The organism is Levilactobacillus yonginensis (assembly GCF_964065165.1).
In the GTDB taxonomy this organism is placed as follows: domain Bacteria; phylum Bacillota; class Bacilli; order Lactobacillales; family Lactobacillaceae; genus Levilactobacillus; species Levilactobacillus yonginensis_A.
The window spans coordinates 273,349-286,675 of record NZ_OZ061549.1 but is presented as its reverse complement, the minus strand read 5'-3'; the positions used below and the strand labels follow the sequence as shown (position 1 = coordinate 286,675).

Below are 13,327 nucleotides of genomic sequence, written 5' to 3'. Positions count from 1 at the left end.
GTGGCCCCATATTTCAACGACTATCCAGGTACTAGTCTGCTACGCGCAACAACTGGTTCAGCAATCAACCTGAAACATACGACCCACTTTGAAACAATCTTACAATCTGAGCCAGCGCCGTCCCTAACCGCAGGCGTGCGACAATTGCCTCTCACCTAAATTTGAAAACCAAATGAACACACGAAAAAGGACCGCCATCTCTGGCAGTCCTTTAATAAAACATGTTTGTTTACCAAGAATCTTAGACGTGGGTTGGCAGACCCATAGCAATGTCAGCAGATTCCTGAATAGGTTCGTTCAACGTTGGGTGTGGGTGAATGGTCAATGCAACGTCTTCAACGTTCATGCCATCGTTAACGATGATTGACATCTCACCAGCCATAGTGCTGGCTTCAGGGCCAACCGCTTCGGCACCAACAACGTTCTTGTTGTCATCATCCGTGTAGATGAGACGGAAGAAGCCATCTGGTGCATCCAATGAAACGGCACGGGCGTTCCCAGCAAATGGGAACTTAGCCGTCTTAACCTTGATACCCTTATCCTTGGCAGCAGCCTCACTGTAACCAACCGTAGCGATTTCAGGGTCAGAGAAGCAAACAGCTGGAACACTTAACCAGTCATTAGCAGTCTTTTCGCCAGAAATAGCACCGGCGGCAGTCTTGGCTTCGGCAAAGGCCTTGTGAGCCAAAGCAGCACCAGGAACAACGTCACCAACAGCCCAGATATGTTCTGAGGCCGTCCGACCTTGGTTATCGACTTCGATTTGACCATGGTCGTTCAACTTAACCTTGGTGTATTCAAGACCCAAGGTATCGGTGTTAGGCTTACGTCCAACGGTGACCATGCAGTAGTCAGCCTTGATCGTTGTTTCCTTGCCATCTACGGCATAGGTAACGCTAACACTCTTGTCATCCTGTTCGGACTTCTTAGCCATCGCATTCGTGATGACGTCGACGCCCTTCTTCTTAAGCTTCTTAAGAACAACGGAAACCATGTCCTTAGCAAAGTTAGGCAGAATTGACTTCGTTCCTTCAATGATTGTTACGTGAGCGCCCAAGCTAGCGTATGCACCAGCAAGTTCAGTCCCAACGTATCCACCACCAATAACAACGAATTCCTTAGGGATTTCAGGCAAGTTCAAGCCACCAGTTGAATCCACAACCCGACCTTCAAATTTGAAGTTAGGAATTTGGATTGGATGACTCCCAGTTGCAATAATCAAGTTATTGTATTCGAAAGTCTGTCCCGTATCGGTTGACATGAATTGCTTTTCACCCGTAGGCATAACCCGAAGTTGGGTGTCACTCAAGAAGACAGCTTCACCGTTAACAACGTCAACGTGATGCTTCTTCATTAACATTTGGACACCACTGGTCATCCGGTCAACGACCTTGGTTTGTTTCCATTCCTGGGTCTTCTTGAAGTCGATGGTAGCTGACTTCGTTGAAATGCCGTAGGTTGAGCCGTCTTCAGCCTGTTCCAAACGGTGACCCGCTTGAATCAAAGCTTTGGAAGGAACACAGCCAACGTTCAGACATACCCCACCAAGGGTATCGGACTTTTCAATTAAAGTAACCTTTTGACCTAATTCAGAAGCCCGGATAGCGGCAACGTATCCGCCGGGGCCGGCACCAATGATGACGGTGTCCTTTTTTTCAACATCTGCCATACTTTCTGTCATCCTTCCATTAACAGCATTTCTGGATCATGCAGCAATGCTTTGAATTTGTTTAAAACGTTTTGAGCTAACGCACCATCGATTAAACGGTGATCATAACTCAGAGAAATCTTCAGCATCCGGCCAACAGCGATGTCACCATCATCATTGACGTAAGGTGCCTTTTCAATCCGGCCAACACCCAAGATAGCAACTTCAGGTTGGTTGATAACTGGTGTGAACCAGCCACCACCGATGGACCCAACGTTACTGATGGTGATTGAACCACCGGCCATTGATGCTGGGCTCAGCTTGTTGTCGTAAGCAGCTTGCGTGTTTTCAGTGATTTCCTTAGCAATTTCAAACATACCCTTGGAATCGGCTGCCTTGATGTTTGGTACGTAAAGACCATCATCAGTGTTGGTAGCGATACCAATGTTGTAGTAGTGCTTGTAAACAATTTCTTGAGTCGTGTCGTCAATGGATGCGTTTAATTCAGGGAATTCCTTCATAACGGCAACCAAAGCCTTAACCATGTATGGTAAGAAGGTCAAATGAATGTCCTTATCAGCGGCAGCTTGCTTGTACTTCTTACGGTTAGCCATCAGAGCTGAAACTTCAACTTCATCAAATGACGTTACATGAGGCGCAATGTCCTTAGAAGTCCGCATGCTCTTAGCAATGATCTTCCGCATTGGTGACATTGGTTCACGAGTTTCCAGATCTGGATTGTCAGACTTCCAAGGCTTGATAGCTTGACCCGCAGCAGCCTTGCCAGCTTCTGGAGCGGCTGCTGGTGCAGCAGCGGCAGCAGGTGCGGCAACGCCGTTAAAGTTATCGATATCGGCCTTCAGAATTTGACCATGGTTACCAGTTGGAGCAACCTGGGTAATGTCAACACCTTTGTCACGAGCATATTGCCGAACAGAAGGCATTGCCATAACCAACTTGTTAGGATCTGAAGCAGCTGGAACACCGGTTGGTGCAGCTGCTGGAGCTGGGGCAGCATCTGTAGCTGGAGCAGCTTCTTCAGCGGGTGCGGCTTCTTCTGCAGGAGCAGCATCAGCAGCGCCACCTAAGTCAGCAGGTGTATCTGAACCGTCATCAATAACAATCAGTGGATCGCCGATTTCAACGGTGTCCCCTTCTTGTGCAACAATTTTTGAAATCGTGCCATCAACTGGTGATGGTAATTCTGAAACAGACTTATCGTTTTGGATTTCGACTAATGTGTCGTCTTCCTTAACTGCGTCTCCTTCTTTAACAAGCCATGAAGAAATTTCGCCTTCGGCCATCCCTTCACCAAGCTCTGGGAGTTTGAACGTATAAGCCATGGGAAAACTTCCTTTCTATCTCCTAATGTAGGATGTCTCCCACATTGTTTTTTTGTGTTTTTTAATTCGAATTTAAATTAGTAGTTGAAAATTTCGCGAGCCTTAGCTTCGATATCGTCTGAGTTTGGAATCCAGTCGTTTTCAGCTTGGGCAAATGGGTAAACGCTATCTGGGGCAGCAACCCGGCCGATAGGTGCATCCAAGGACATAATCTTTTCTTCAGCAATGTCAGATGCAACAACTGCACCAACACCAGCCATCCGTTGTGCTTCTTGCACGATAACAACCTTGTGCGTCTTGTCAACGGAGGCAAAGATAGTATCCGTGTCAATTGGAGACAGTGAACGCAAGTCAATAACTTCAGCAGAAATGTTATCCTTTGCCAAAGCATCAGCAGCGGTCAAAGCTTCGTTAACTTCAGCACTGTAGGCAACGATAGTAATGTCAGTACCTTCGCGAACAACCTTAGCGGAGTCCAACGGAACAGTGTACTTTTCATCTGGAACTTCATCCTTCATTGAACGGTAAAGCTTCAGGTTTTCCATGAACAGAACTGGATCATCGCTTTCGACAGCGGAGATAACTAAGCCCTTAGCATCGTATGGGTTAGATGGGGTAACAACCCGCAGCCCAGGAGTACTAGTGAAGTAGTTTTCCAAGTTATCGGCATGCATTTCAGCAGTATGAGTCCCACCACCAAATGGTGTCCGCACAGTAACAGGGAAGTTCTTTTGTCCACCAAACCGGTAGTGGTCACGAGCCAATTGGCCAACAATCCCATCCATTGCTTCGAAAGTGAAGCCCATGAATTGGATTTCTGGAATTGGACGCCAGCCAGTTAAGGATAAACCAATAGCTAAACCAAGAATCCCAGATTCAGCTAATGGCGTATCGAATACCCGGTCTTCACCGTACTTATCTTGCAAGTCAACAGTCGTCCGGAACACACCACCGTTTTTACCAACGTCTTCACCGAAGATCAGGGTCTTAGGATCGTCGCCTAAGACTTGATCCAATCCGGAAGTGATCGCTTTGATATACGTCATTTTAGCCATGATTACTTCGACTCCTTTGCTTCAAATTCTGCAATTTGTTTCTTAACTGCTGGAGTAGGAACGTTGTAAGTCCACTTCAAGAAGTCAGAGACCTTTTGTGCAGGAGCTGCTTCAGCTTCCTTCATTGCTTCCTTGAATTCGTCTTTGTATTGATCGACTAACTTGTCTTCGTCAGCTTGTGACCAAAGACCCTTGTCAGAAAGAACTTTACGGAAACGAATCAATGGATCAGCATCGAACCAAGGCTTTTCTTCTTCCTTAGTCCGGTAACGTGAAGGATCATCACCGGCAGATGAGTGCGCACCGAAACGATAAGTTAACGTTTCAATAACGACAGGCCCATTACCAGCAGCAGCGTATTCCCGAGCAGCTTCAGCAACTTCGTGAACCGCAATGATATCCATCCCATCAACTTGGACGGAAGGAACACCCATGGCAACGGCCTTTTGTGCCAACGTTTCGGCAGCCGTTTGCTTGCGACGAGGAACTGAAATTGCCCAGCCGTTGTTTTGAACAAAGAAGACAGCGGGTGCTTGGTAGGCACTGGCGAAGTTAACCCCTTCATACCAGTCCCCTTGTGAAGTACCACCATCACCGGTGTAAGCAAAGGCGACACGATCTTCGTCCTTGTTCTTCTTAATACCTAAAGCAACACCGGCAGTTTCAACATATTGTGCCCCAATAATAATTTGTGGGAATAACATGTTAGGATTTTCATGTTGATTACCTTCAACATGACCCTTGGACCATAAGAAACCTTTTGCAACAGTAGTACCGTGTTGAATCATTTGTGGTAAGTCACGGTAAGCAGGTAACAGGAAGTCTTGTTCCTTGAATGCAGAAACACTTCCCATTTCACTGGCTTCCTCACCGGCGGTTGGAGCATAGAAACCGAGACGACCCTGACGGGAGAAGTTCATTGTTTGTTCGTGTAACGTACGCTCCCAAACCATTTTCTTCATGAAGTCGACAAGTTGGTCATCTGAATATTTTGCCAACGTGTCTGGATCGACGACCTTACCTTCACGATCGATGACTTGAACCGGGTGCTTGTATGGGTCGGCCATCGTAGCTTTGATCTTGGCAAAGTCTACAATCTGTTTGCTTCCATTAGCCATAAGTAACACTTTCCTTTCACTTAAATATGAAATTGTTAACTAAAGTGAGTCAACGTTGCGTTTCCTGACTACGGTTATAAAGTACCATTTTTTCAGAATCCATGCAAGCCCTTTCATAGCGATTAATAAAGGGATGCCGTGAAATCCCTTGTGGGACTTGCAGTTAAACGTTTTCGCTTTTTTTGAAAAAAGAAAGCGTTTTCTTTTCATTTCATGTTTTTTTCGTGTTATGTTACAATGTAGAATATCTAGATTTTATTAGCGGAGGTAATTGCTCTTGTTTCTCATGAAAGATATCGTCCGTGACGGTGACCCCGTCTTACGGCAAGAAGCTGCAGATGTTAAATTTCCGCTCTCAGCGGAAGACCAACAACTTGCAAAAGACTTAATGGAATATTTAGTTGTTTCGCAAGATCCAGAACAATGTAAGAAATACGGGTTGCGGGCTGGCGTCGGTTTAGCCGCTCCCCAAGTTGGTGTCTCTGAGAAGATGGCATCCGTTCTGGTCCCTGCCCCAGAAGGCAGCGACAAATCGCCCTTCACTGATGTTATCATTAACCCAGTGATTATTTCAGAGTCCGTTCAGGCGGGTGCCCTGACCGAAGGCGAAGGTTGCCTATCCGTAGACAAAGACGTTCCTGGCTTTGTTCCTCGCCACGACCGCATCACCCTTCGGTATTACGATGTTAATGGTGAAAAACATCAGGTTCGCCTAAAGAACTATCCCGCCATCGTGTGCCAACATGAAATTGACCATCTGCACGGAACTCTCTTCTACGACCACATTAGTAAAGATGAACCTTTTGGCCGTGATGAAGACATGATTATGATTGAGTAGTTTCCATAGTGTGTGAGTATGTGCAAAAAAGGTGTGACCTTAAAATTCGGTCACACCTTTTTTGACGCCGTAATCCCAGTATTTCGCAATTTCCTTTGCTCACTAACGAACAAAACAGTTCTGTTTCTTCCATATTATAACTAGTATTCTGAATCATCCAACTTTTTTAAATCTTTGAGGTACTCCACCGTTGATTCATTCATCAAGTAGGCCACGTCGATATGTAACCGATCTTCATACACCCAAATATCACTGACCACAAAGGCTGAGCCTGTAACCACCGACTTAATCTGATGATCTGCACTAAAGCTGGCTAAGGCGTCATTGAAAGCCTGCTCCAGTTTCGGTAACCGCCGATCGACGTCCATTCCAATAGGCATCGCATACTCAAACGCCATAACGCCACGACCCCAGACATCCGCCACCGTTTCAGCCGAGCTAATTTGACACTCCTCTTCTGTCAATACATCTTCATTGACCAGTCGCTGTAACGCGGCCTTAAACGCCACATCCGTCTCATTCTGAGCCGAATAACGAACCATCCGGGTTGCTCGTTGGACAATCATGTGGTGAATCATTTCATAAATAATGAAGGCAATGACGATGCCGATAATTATTTCCACTGTTAGTGCCATGGCGTCTCCTCCGTTCACTTCATGCTAGTTCAATCATAGCATGTTTTAACGTCTAGGGGTAATTCTATACAATCGGCCCAAACTATGCTAAAATTGTGCTAATTGTTGTGTAAGCAACCCGCAGTTCGGAAGGACATTCATGATTCGCTACAATAGTGTCAACCTGGCGGATTAAATCGTTTAAATTAAAGGAGTTTTGTTAGTGATTTACAAAGTATATTACCAAAACGATAACAAGCGGAATCCTAAGCGCGAGGATACCCACTCTCTCTACTTAGACGCCCCAACGGAAGTTGAAGCACGGGCGTTGGTAGAAGAACACACGGATCATAACATCGAATTCATTGAAGCCATTGAGGGTAAAACCTTGGCTTACGAACAAGAGAATCCGAACTACAAATTAACGGAGTTCGGTGAATGAACAAGCTAAACGTCAAAAATAACGAGACTGCTATCTTTGGCGTGGGTGGACTTGGTGAAATTGGGAAGAACACTTATGGCATCCAATTTCAGGATGAAATTATTCTGATTGATGCCGGAATCAAATTCCCGGAAGACGAACTATTAGGAATCGATTACGTGATTCCAGATTACCAATACCTCGTTGAAAACCAATCCAAGATCAAGGCGCTAGTGATCACCCACGGCCACGAAGACCACATTGGCGGTATCCCGTATTTGCTCAAGGCTCTGAACGTTCCTGTTTACGCAGGGCCACTGGCCTTGGCACTGATTAAGAACAAACTCGAAGAACACGGATTACTTAAATCGACTGAACTACACACAATTGATGACGACACTGTGCTCAAGTTTCGAAAGATGAGTGTCACCTTCTTCCGGACGACCCACTCAATTCCAGACACTTTAGGAATTGCTGTTCATACCCCGGTTGGGACAATTGTGGAAACGGGTGACTATAAGTTCGACTTAACACCCGTTACGAACCAGCCGCCTGATCTTCAAAAGATGGCCAAGCTTGGTGCTGACGGCGTGCTGTGTCTCATGTCCGATAGTACCAATGCTGAACGCCCAATTTGGACGAAGTCGGAAAAATGGGTAGGTAAGTCTATCCGGAAGATTTTCGATCAAGTTGAGGGTCGGGTCATCTTTGCAACATTCGCTTCAAACATTTCACGAATCGAAACGGCTTGTGAGACGGCCCTCGCCCACGGGCGTAAGATTGCTGTCTTCGGTCGTTCCATGGAAGCTGCGATTGTTAACGGCCGGGAATTAGGCTATCTTAACATTCCGGACGACGCTTTGGTCGACGCCAACACGATTCGCTCAATGCCTGCTGACAAAGTGATGATTCTTTGTACCGGGTCACAAGGTGAACCCATGGCGGCTCTGTCACGGATCGCCAACGGAACCCACCGGCAAATCGCCATTCAACCTGGTGATACGGTCGTCTTCTCCAGTAACCCAATTCCTGGAAACACAATTTCTGTGAACCGGGTGATCAATGAACTGGAAGAAGCTGGCGCCAACGTCATCCACGGTAAGGTCAACAACATCCATACATCTGGTCACGGTGGCCAAGAAGAACAAAAACTGATGCTTCGGCTGATGCAACCTAAATTCTTCATGCCAATTCATGGTGAATACCGGATGTTAAAGATTCATACTGAACTTGCTGAACAATGTGGTGTCCCACTTGATCATAGCTTCATCCTTCAAAATGGGGATGTCTTGGCTTTGACCAAGGACTCCGCTCGGGTGGCGGGTCACTTCGCCGCTGGTGATGTGTACATCGATGGTTCTGGTATCGGTGATATCGGCAACGTTGTATTACGTGATCGGCAGTTACTTTCTGAAGAAGGGCTAGTTGTCGTCGTGGCAACCATTGATCTGAAGAATCAGGAAATCAAGGCTGGCCCCGACCTCCTCTCTCGCGGATTCGTCTACATGCGTGAATCTGGCGAGTTGTTAAATGAGGGTCGTCGGCGTGTCTTCCAAACGATTCGGCGGGCGATGCGCAATCCGAAGGCTACCGAAGCTTCCATTCGCAATGCTGTCATTGATGATCTTCAGAACTTCTTATTCGAGAAGACTGAACGACATCCAATGATTTTACCAATGTTTATTATGACCAAGTAAATTTCATGAGGTGATTGGCTAAGGCCAATCGCCTTTTTTGTACCGAGCCGCCCAAAAATGACTCACAGCCAGCATTCCCGTAGCCTAACACTACCTGCTGGCCAAAGGTGTCTGAACATGAGTCAATCAAGCTATTTTTTTCAATTCTGCCCGAGTACCCCAGAAAACTTGCTATTAGGGATGGATTGCTACCTGTAGAAAAGTTATTTTATTGTTTTGATCAAACGTATAGGTATCCGTCCCATGAAAGGCAAATAGTTGTCCCGTCTGCTTACATCCAGCAACTGCCCATTCCGCTTGATAGCCGTCCTTCGTGGCAACGACGTGGCAGAGATGCCGCAATTCTTGATTGTCCTTGAAAAAGTTCTCAAAGAAATGAGCAATTCCAATTGGCGTCTCAACCGTTAGGCCGTTTGCACTCTTAATCACCGCCTCTTTCGAAAAAAGCCCGATTATCGCACTTAATGCCTGAGAATCATCGGACGCCAAATCAGACAGTTTAAAGTACCATTTAATTATTTCCGCTTTTGTATCCATGCAAGTTCCCCCTCTTTAATGATTCAGTTTATGCCAACCCGGCATAAAGTAAAGAAATCTGAGAGTTGAAAAACAAACTAAATTGGGAGTGGCACAAAAGGTGTTTCAACCACAAAAAGGTTCTAAAACTCTTGTCTCCAGCCACAATTGTCGTCACTTTTCTGGACGATGCAATCGTCAAATGAATGCCTAATTTCTACCAATTCACGCCACGTTACAATACTTAAACTGCTAAAACTGTTTCCCAATCGCTATAGTTGTATAATACATTTTATTCCACATTAGACTCTTGCAGAGGCATCTTGTATATAGCAAGCCGAATTTCGCTTGATTCTCTTTGATTCACGAGTTGACTCAGATCTGGATTTCGTCCGTTCAGTAATCAGAAAACCCCACTACAAAAGTTTTAAGCATCCATTAAGGCCATTTCTTATAACAAAGGAAAGTTCCTCCAGAATTACTAGGCACCATTGACGTTTTCGTTTATAATGAAATGGACTAAAAATTGAGAGGAGCAGTACGGTGAGTGTCCAGTTCTATATCATCTTAAATGAACATGCGGGAAGTGGCCACGCCGGAACGCTTTGGCCTCAGATTCAAGAGCGTCTCGATGCTGCTCAGGTCTCCTACCAGGCAGTGGTTTCGGAGTACCCCCACCACACCGTGTTATTAAGCGAACAATTCGGTAAGCAGTTACCGGACGTACCACACCCAGGATGGGTCGTCCTCGCCGTTGGTGGCGATGGCACCCTCCACGAGGCTATCAATGGTCTCACACAGCTTCACCGGAAATATCCCATTCCCGTGGCTTACATCCCAATTGGTTCGGGTAACGACTTCGCCCGCGGCGCCGGCATGGCACTTAACTGGCACGAAGCGCTGAACCAAGTAATCCAGTGTACTCACGCAACGAACTACGACATTGGGACTTATAACGAAACCATCAAACAGGAACGTGGCGTTTTCACCAACAATCTTGGTATCGGTTTCGACGCTGCCATCATTTCCCAAGCCAATCAGTCGCGGGCGAAAGTTTGGCTCAATAAGCACCATCTAGGGTCGCTTTCGTACCTGGCCTCCGCTCTGAGCGTGTACTACAACCAAAGCGGCTTCACCTTGACCGTGCACGTTGGCAATCAGCGGGATATCTACCCGCACGCCTTCCTGGTCACCACGACTAACCACCCCTACTTTGGAGGTGGCGTAGGCATTGTGCCCAACGCTAAAATCACCGATCACCAGCTTCACCTAGTTGTCATTGAAAAACCGAATTTCTTTAAATTGCTCTGGCTAGCCTTACGTCTCGTATTTAAGCGTCATTTGACGTCTAAGGCCGTTCACTACTATCAGGCATCACGAGTCCACCTAACCGTCCCCGCTATTGAATACGGCCAATTAGACGGTGAAGAAATGGGTGGCCGCTTCTTCGACGTCTACGCCGGGGTCGAACAGTACCCATTCTGGTTCGATATCACGATTTAGCCACAAAAAAAGCCTCACCATCAATCGTTGATGGTGAGGCTTTTGTGAGTTGTTCGAGTCACTCACAAGGTTAATTCAGTCTTCAGAGGCTTCCATAGCTTCCAGAATCATGTCCAGCTGAGCGCACTTATTGGACAAGTCATTCATTTCTTTCCCAAACTGGGGTTCAATTAGAACCGTGTCAGCGCTAGAATGAACACTTTCGGATTCCTTCCGCTTTAACGTAGCCAGCTGTGAATTAGCCCGCCGATACTCTTCCAGAATCTCAATTCGATTACTCACCTTTAACAACTCCTCTTGATTTAATGATATTGTGGTTCAGTTTCTCACCTCATGGTAGAAACTTAAACATCTTTACTGAACCGTAATTCGATGTCACTACAATATCACCAAACATTTGGATTTGCAAGAAGATTGTGAAAAAATTTTTGCCCCACATTTTGCGGAGTGTTGCGACTTACGTCACCTTCGAATGAACTTTTTTCACAACCATCTGATTCTCAGCAAACTTATCTTTTCGGAAGCGATTACTTGACCGTCCCAGCAAAGGATGGCATGAAGTATTTGCTAAGGGATTGGACCTTGACGTTTTGACCAGGAGCTGGTGCATGAACGTATTGGCTGTTCCCTAAGTAGATAGCGTCATGGTAGCTGGCACCCTTGCTCCCCCAGAATAAGATATCTCCAGGTTGCGCGTTAGCGACGGAGTGGGTTGAGACGCGACTTTCTTGTGAAACGGTGTTATGTGGCAAGCTAACCCCATTAGCATGGGCGTAAACGTAAGCTACTAAGCCTGAACAATCCATTCCACTTAATGCTGAACCGCCCCAAACGTAAGGAATGCTGGCAGTTGATAACTTTAAGGCTAAACTAGTAACGGAACCTGAAGTCAAACCGGCAGTACTGGTCTTCTTCGTGTTGCTAGCAGTCTTAACGGCAGCAGTTGAACGGCTACTACTTTGGGCGGTAGATGAACTGCTAGAAGCTGCTGGTTGTGCGACAGCAGAACGCGTCGTTGTCTTGATTCGCTTCTTAGTGGTCTTAGTCGTTTGTGCTGACGTCGTGGCCGTTGCATTTTGGCTACCAGTCTGAGCTGCTGATGATTGGCTAGTTGATGGCGCTACTGCCGCACGCGTCGTTTTTGGTGCAACAGACGTAGACGACTGGGTCGATTGCTGACTAGCGGCTGATGAGTGAACACTAGCCCGAGTCGTTGCAGCTGATTGTTGCGACGTTGACTGACTCGTTACCGCAGCGGTTGATCCAGAAGAAGCGACCGATTGGCCCTGCGTCGAAGCTGATTGGCTCTGACTTGGGGTCACAGTTGATGATTGACTAGCACTAGAACTAGGGGCTACTTTGGTTACGGATGCCCGTGAAGGCGCCTGAGTAGCCGATGAAGCTGGTGCTTGTTGATGCTTGTACGTGCTTGTACTACTGGATTGTGTAGACGATTGCGTCTGACTAGAAGTCTGACTCTGTGACTGTGATGAAGAACCAGCTACAGAACTAGCACTGGAAGTCTTGGTATTAGAACTACCAGTTGTTGCAGGTGCCTGTTTTTGTTGTTGCTTGCTAGCTGCCGCTTGCTGTGCGGCCACGATTTGTGCTTGAACGGCAGCGGCCTTTTGAGTCGTTTGCCGCGTTGCGCTAGGTGTAGCCTGAGTGCTTTGGCTAGCTTGCGTAGACTTAGTAGCGCTAGATGGAATGATCAAGTTTTGACCAACACTTAACGTGTCACCTGACAACCCATTGGCCTTCTGTAATTGTGCGACTGTTAAGTGGTAAGTCTGTGCAAGATCCCAGAGGGTGTCCCCAGACTTTACCGTGTATGATTGCTGACTATTCTTAGCTGATTTAACCTGTAACCGTTGCCCGACAAAAATCAGGTCGGTCTTAGCGTCGATTGAATTCTGTTGTTCTAAATCTGAAATAGAGACATTATACTTCTGAGAAAGGTCCCAAACGGTGTCCCCTTGTTGAACTTTGATGCTATCTGCGTTTGCGGTGATCGTAGCCCCAGCGGCAAATGCGCCAATGGCACCGACGACCCCAACGACTGCTTTAGTTTTTCGTTGTCCTGTACTCATCTTTACCAACACGTCCTTTTATGACTTTAGATTTCAAAAACAGCGTGAATGACAACTGCACATCAATCATGTGACAGTCACGTTCGTTCATACTCAATACGAATCACAAATTCATATTACCACACGTTTTCCCAGTTTCTTGTGAATTATTAAGGAAATATTAACGGATTTTAGGTCAAGAACATGTATTCCCCGTAATCGTTTTCACGAGCATTTTATGTTTTAAAAGCCTATTGTATCAGGACGTTGCTCATATTCGGTACCGAACATTGGTTCTTTTGCTTAATGAATCCAAACACAATTATTTAGTTGACAGCGACAGCGTTTCCATTTAACTGGTAAAATTGCAAAATACAAGTTGTTATCAATGTCGCTTTCTGTACGTTACAACTAACTCAGTTAGACCGGACTTTGTGAAATATAATTTTCTGCACAAAAAAACGGACGCCCACACGCCCGTTTATTAGTTATCTCACCGTTCCGG

The 13,327-nt window shown here is 46.2% G+C and carries 12 protein-coding genes; 4 read left to right on the top strand and 8 right to left on the bottom strand.

Going from position 1 to position 13,327, the window contains the following annotated elements:
• Positions 1 to 241: 241 nt before the first annotated feature.
• The 4 genes from lpdA to pdhA all read right to left on the bottom strand — a co-directional run bounded on the left by lpdA (position 242) and on the right by pdhA (position 5,164).
• Positions 242 to 1,669, bottom strand: a complete 1,428-nt coding sequence (lpdA, locus tag AB3Y94_RS01400) for a dihydrolipoyl dehydrogenase (protein ID WP_367294804.1) — start codon at positions 1,667 to 1,669, stop codon at positions 242 to 244.
• Between the two features lie 8 nt (positions 1,670 to 1,677).
• Complete coding sequence (locus tag AB3Y94_RS01395) at positions 1,678 to 2,991, bottom strand: 2-oxo acid dehydrogenase subunit E2 (protein WP_367294803.1); 1,314 nt, start codon at positions 2,989 to 2,991, stop codon at positions 1,678 to 1,680.
• 77 nt (positions 2,992 to 3,068) lie between these two features.
• Positions 3,069 to 4,046 carry an alpha-ketoacid dehydrogenase subunit beta gene (locus AB3Y94_RS01390; protein WP_125682565.1) on the bottom strand — a complete coding sequence of 326 codons (978 nt, stop codon included), beginning with the start codon at positions 4,044 to 4,046 and terminating at the stop codon, positions 3,069 to 3,071.
• A 2-nt stretch (positions 4,047 to 4,048) separates the two neighbouring features.
• Complete coding sequence (gene pdhA / locus AB3Y94_RS01385; protein ID WP_125682567.1) at positions 4,049 to 5,164, bottom strand: pyruvate dehydrogenase (acetyl-transferring) E1 component subunit alpha; 1,116 nt, start codon at positions 5,162 to 5,164, stop codon at positions 4,049 to 4,051.
• A gap of 277 nt (positions 5,165 to 5,441) precedes the next feature.
• On the opposite strand from pdhA, the gene def reads away from it, so the two are divergent.
• Positions 5,442 to 6,002, top strand: coding sequence for a peptide deformylase (gene def, locus AB3Y94_RS01380; RefSeq protein WP_125682569.1), 561 nt, complete (start codon positions 5,442 to 5,444; stop codon positions 6,000 to 6,002).
• A 140-nt stretch (positions 6,003 to 6,142) separates the two neighbouring features.
• On the opposite strand, the gene AB3Y94_RS01375 is transcribed toward def, so the two are convergent.
• Positions 6,143 to 6,637, bottom strand: coding sequence for a hypothetical protein (locus AB3Y94_RS01375; protein WP_367294802.1), 495 nt, complete (start codon positions 6,635 to 6,637; stop codon positions 6,143 to 6,145).
• A gap of 202 nt (positions 6,638 to 6,839) precedes the next feature.
• On the opposite strand from AB3Y94_RS01375, the gene AB3Y94_RS01370 reads away from it, so the two are divergent.
• Together AB3Y94_RS01370 and AB3Y94_RS01365 are read left to right on the top strand one after the other, a co-directional pair.
• Positions 6,840 to 7,058, top strand: a complete 219-nt coding sequence (locus AB3Y94_RS01370) for a DNA-directed RNA polymerase subunit epsilon (RefSeq protein WP_125682573.1) — start codon at positions 6,840 to 6,842, stop codon at positions 7,056 to 7,058.
• A complete protein-coding gene (locus tag AB3Y94_RS01365; protein WP_125693687.1) occupies positions 7,055 to 8,734 on the top strand; it encodes a ribonuclease J1 in 1,680 nt (559 codons plus the stop codon). Before AB3Y94_RS01370 ends, AB3Y94_RS01365 begins: the two co-directional genes overlap by 4 nt.
• Before the next feature lie 174 nt (positions 8,735 to 8,908).
• On the opposite strand, the gene AB3Y94_RS01360 is transcribed toward AB3Y94_RS01365, so the two are convergent.
• Positions 8,909 to 9,271, bottom strand: coding sequence for a nuclear transport factor 2 family protein (locus AB3Y94_RS01360; protein ID WP_367294801.1), 363 nt, complete (start codon positions 9,269 to 9,271; stop codon positions 8,909 to 8,911).
• A gap of 522 nt (positions 9,272 to 9,793) precedes the next feature.
• Here AB3Y94_RS01360 and AB3Y94_RS01355 point away from each other — a divergent pair.
• Positions 9,794 to 10,753 carry a diacylglycerol kinase family protein gene (locus AB3Y94_RS01355; protein WP_367294800.1) on the top strand — a complete coding sequence of 320 codons (960 nt, stop codon included), beginning with the start codon at positions 9,794 to 9,796 and terminating at the stop codon, positions 10,751 to 10,753.
• Between the two features lie 75 nt (positions 10,754 to 10,828).
• Here the strand turns inward: AB3Y94_RS01355 and AB3Y94_RS01350 are convergent, their stop codons facing one another.
• Both AB3Y94_RS01350 and AB3Y94_RS01345 read right to left on the bottom strand, forming a co-directional pair.
• On the bottom strand, positions 10,829 to 11,035 hold the full coding sequence (locus tag AB3Y94_RS01350; RefSeq protein ID WP_125682581.1) for a hypothetical protein: 207 nt from the start codon (positions 11,033 to 11,035) through the stop codon (positions 10,829 to 10,831).
• A gap of 245 nt (positions 11,036 to 11,280) precedes the next feature.
• Positions 11,281 to 12,843, bottom strand: a complete 1,563-nt coding sequence (locus AB3Y94_RS01345; protein WP_367294799.1) for a LysM peptidoglycan-binding domain-containing protein — start codon at positions 12,841 to 12,843, stop codon at positions 11,281 to 11,283.
• Between the last annotated feature and the right edge of the window lie 484 nt (positions 12,844 to 13,327).

Coding starts and splice junctions, on each gene's coding strand:
- lpdA (WP_367294804.1), bottom strand. CDS start 1,669: ATGGCAGATGTTGAAAAAAAGGACACCGTCATCATTGGTGCCGGCCCC.
- AB3Y94_RS01395 (WP_367294803.1), bottom strand. CDS start 2,991: ATGGCTTATACGTTCAAACTCCCAGAGCTTGGTGAAGGGATGGCCGAA.
- AB3Y94_RS01390 (WP_125682565.1), bottom strand. CDS start 4,046: ATGGCTAAAATGACGTATATCAAAGCGATCACTTCCGGATTGGATCAA.
- pdhA (WP_125682567.1), bottom strand. CDS start 5,164: ATGGCTAATGGAAGCAAACAGATTGTAGACTTTGCCAAGATCAAAGCT.
- AB3Y94_RS01375 (WP_367294802.1), bottom strand. CDS start 6,637: ATGGCACTAACAGTGGAAATAATTATCGGCATCGTCATTGCCTTCATT.
- AB3Y94_RS01365 (WP_125693687.1), top strand. CDS start 7,055: ATGAACAAGCTAAACGTCAAAAATAACGAGACTGCTATCTTTGGCGTG.
- AB3Y94_RS01360 (WP_367294801.1), bottom strand. CDS start 9,271: ATGGATACAAAAGCGGAAATAATTAAATGGTACTTTAAACTGTCTGAT.
- AB3Y94_RS01345 (WP_367294799.1), bottom strand. CDS start 12,843: ATGAGTACAGGACAACGAAAAACTAAAGCAGTCGTTGGGGTCGTCGGT.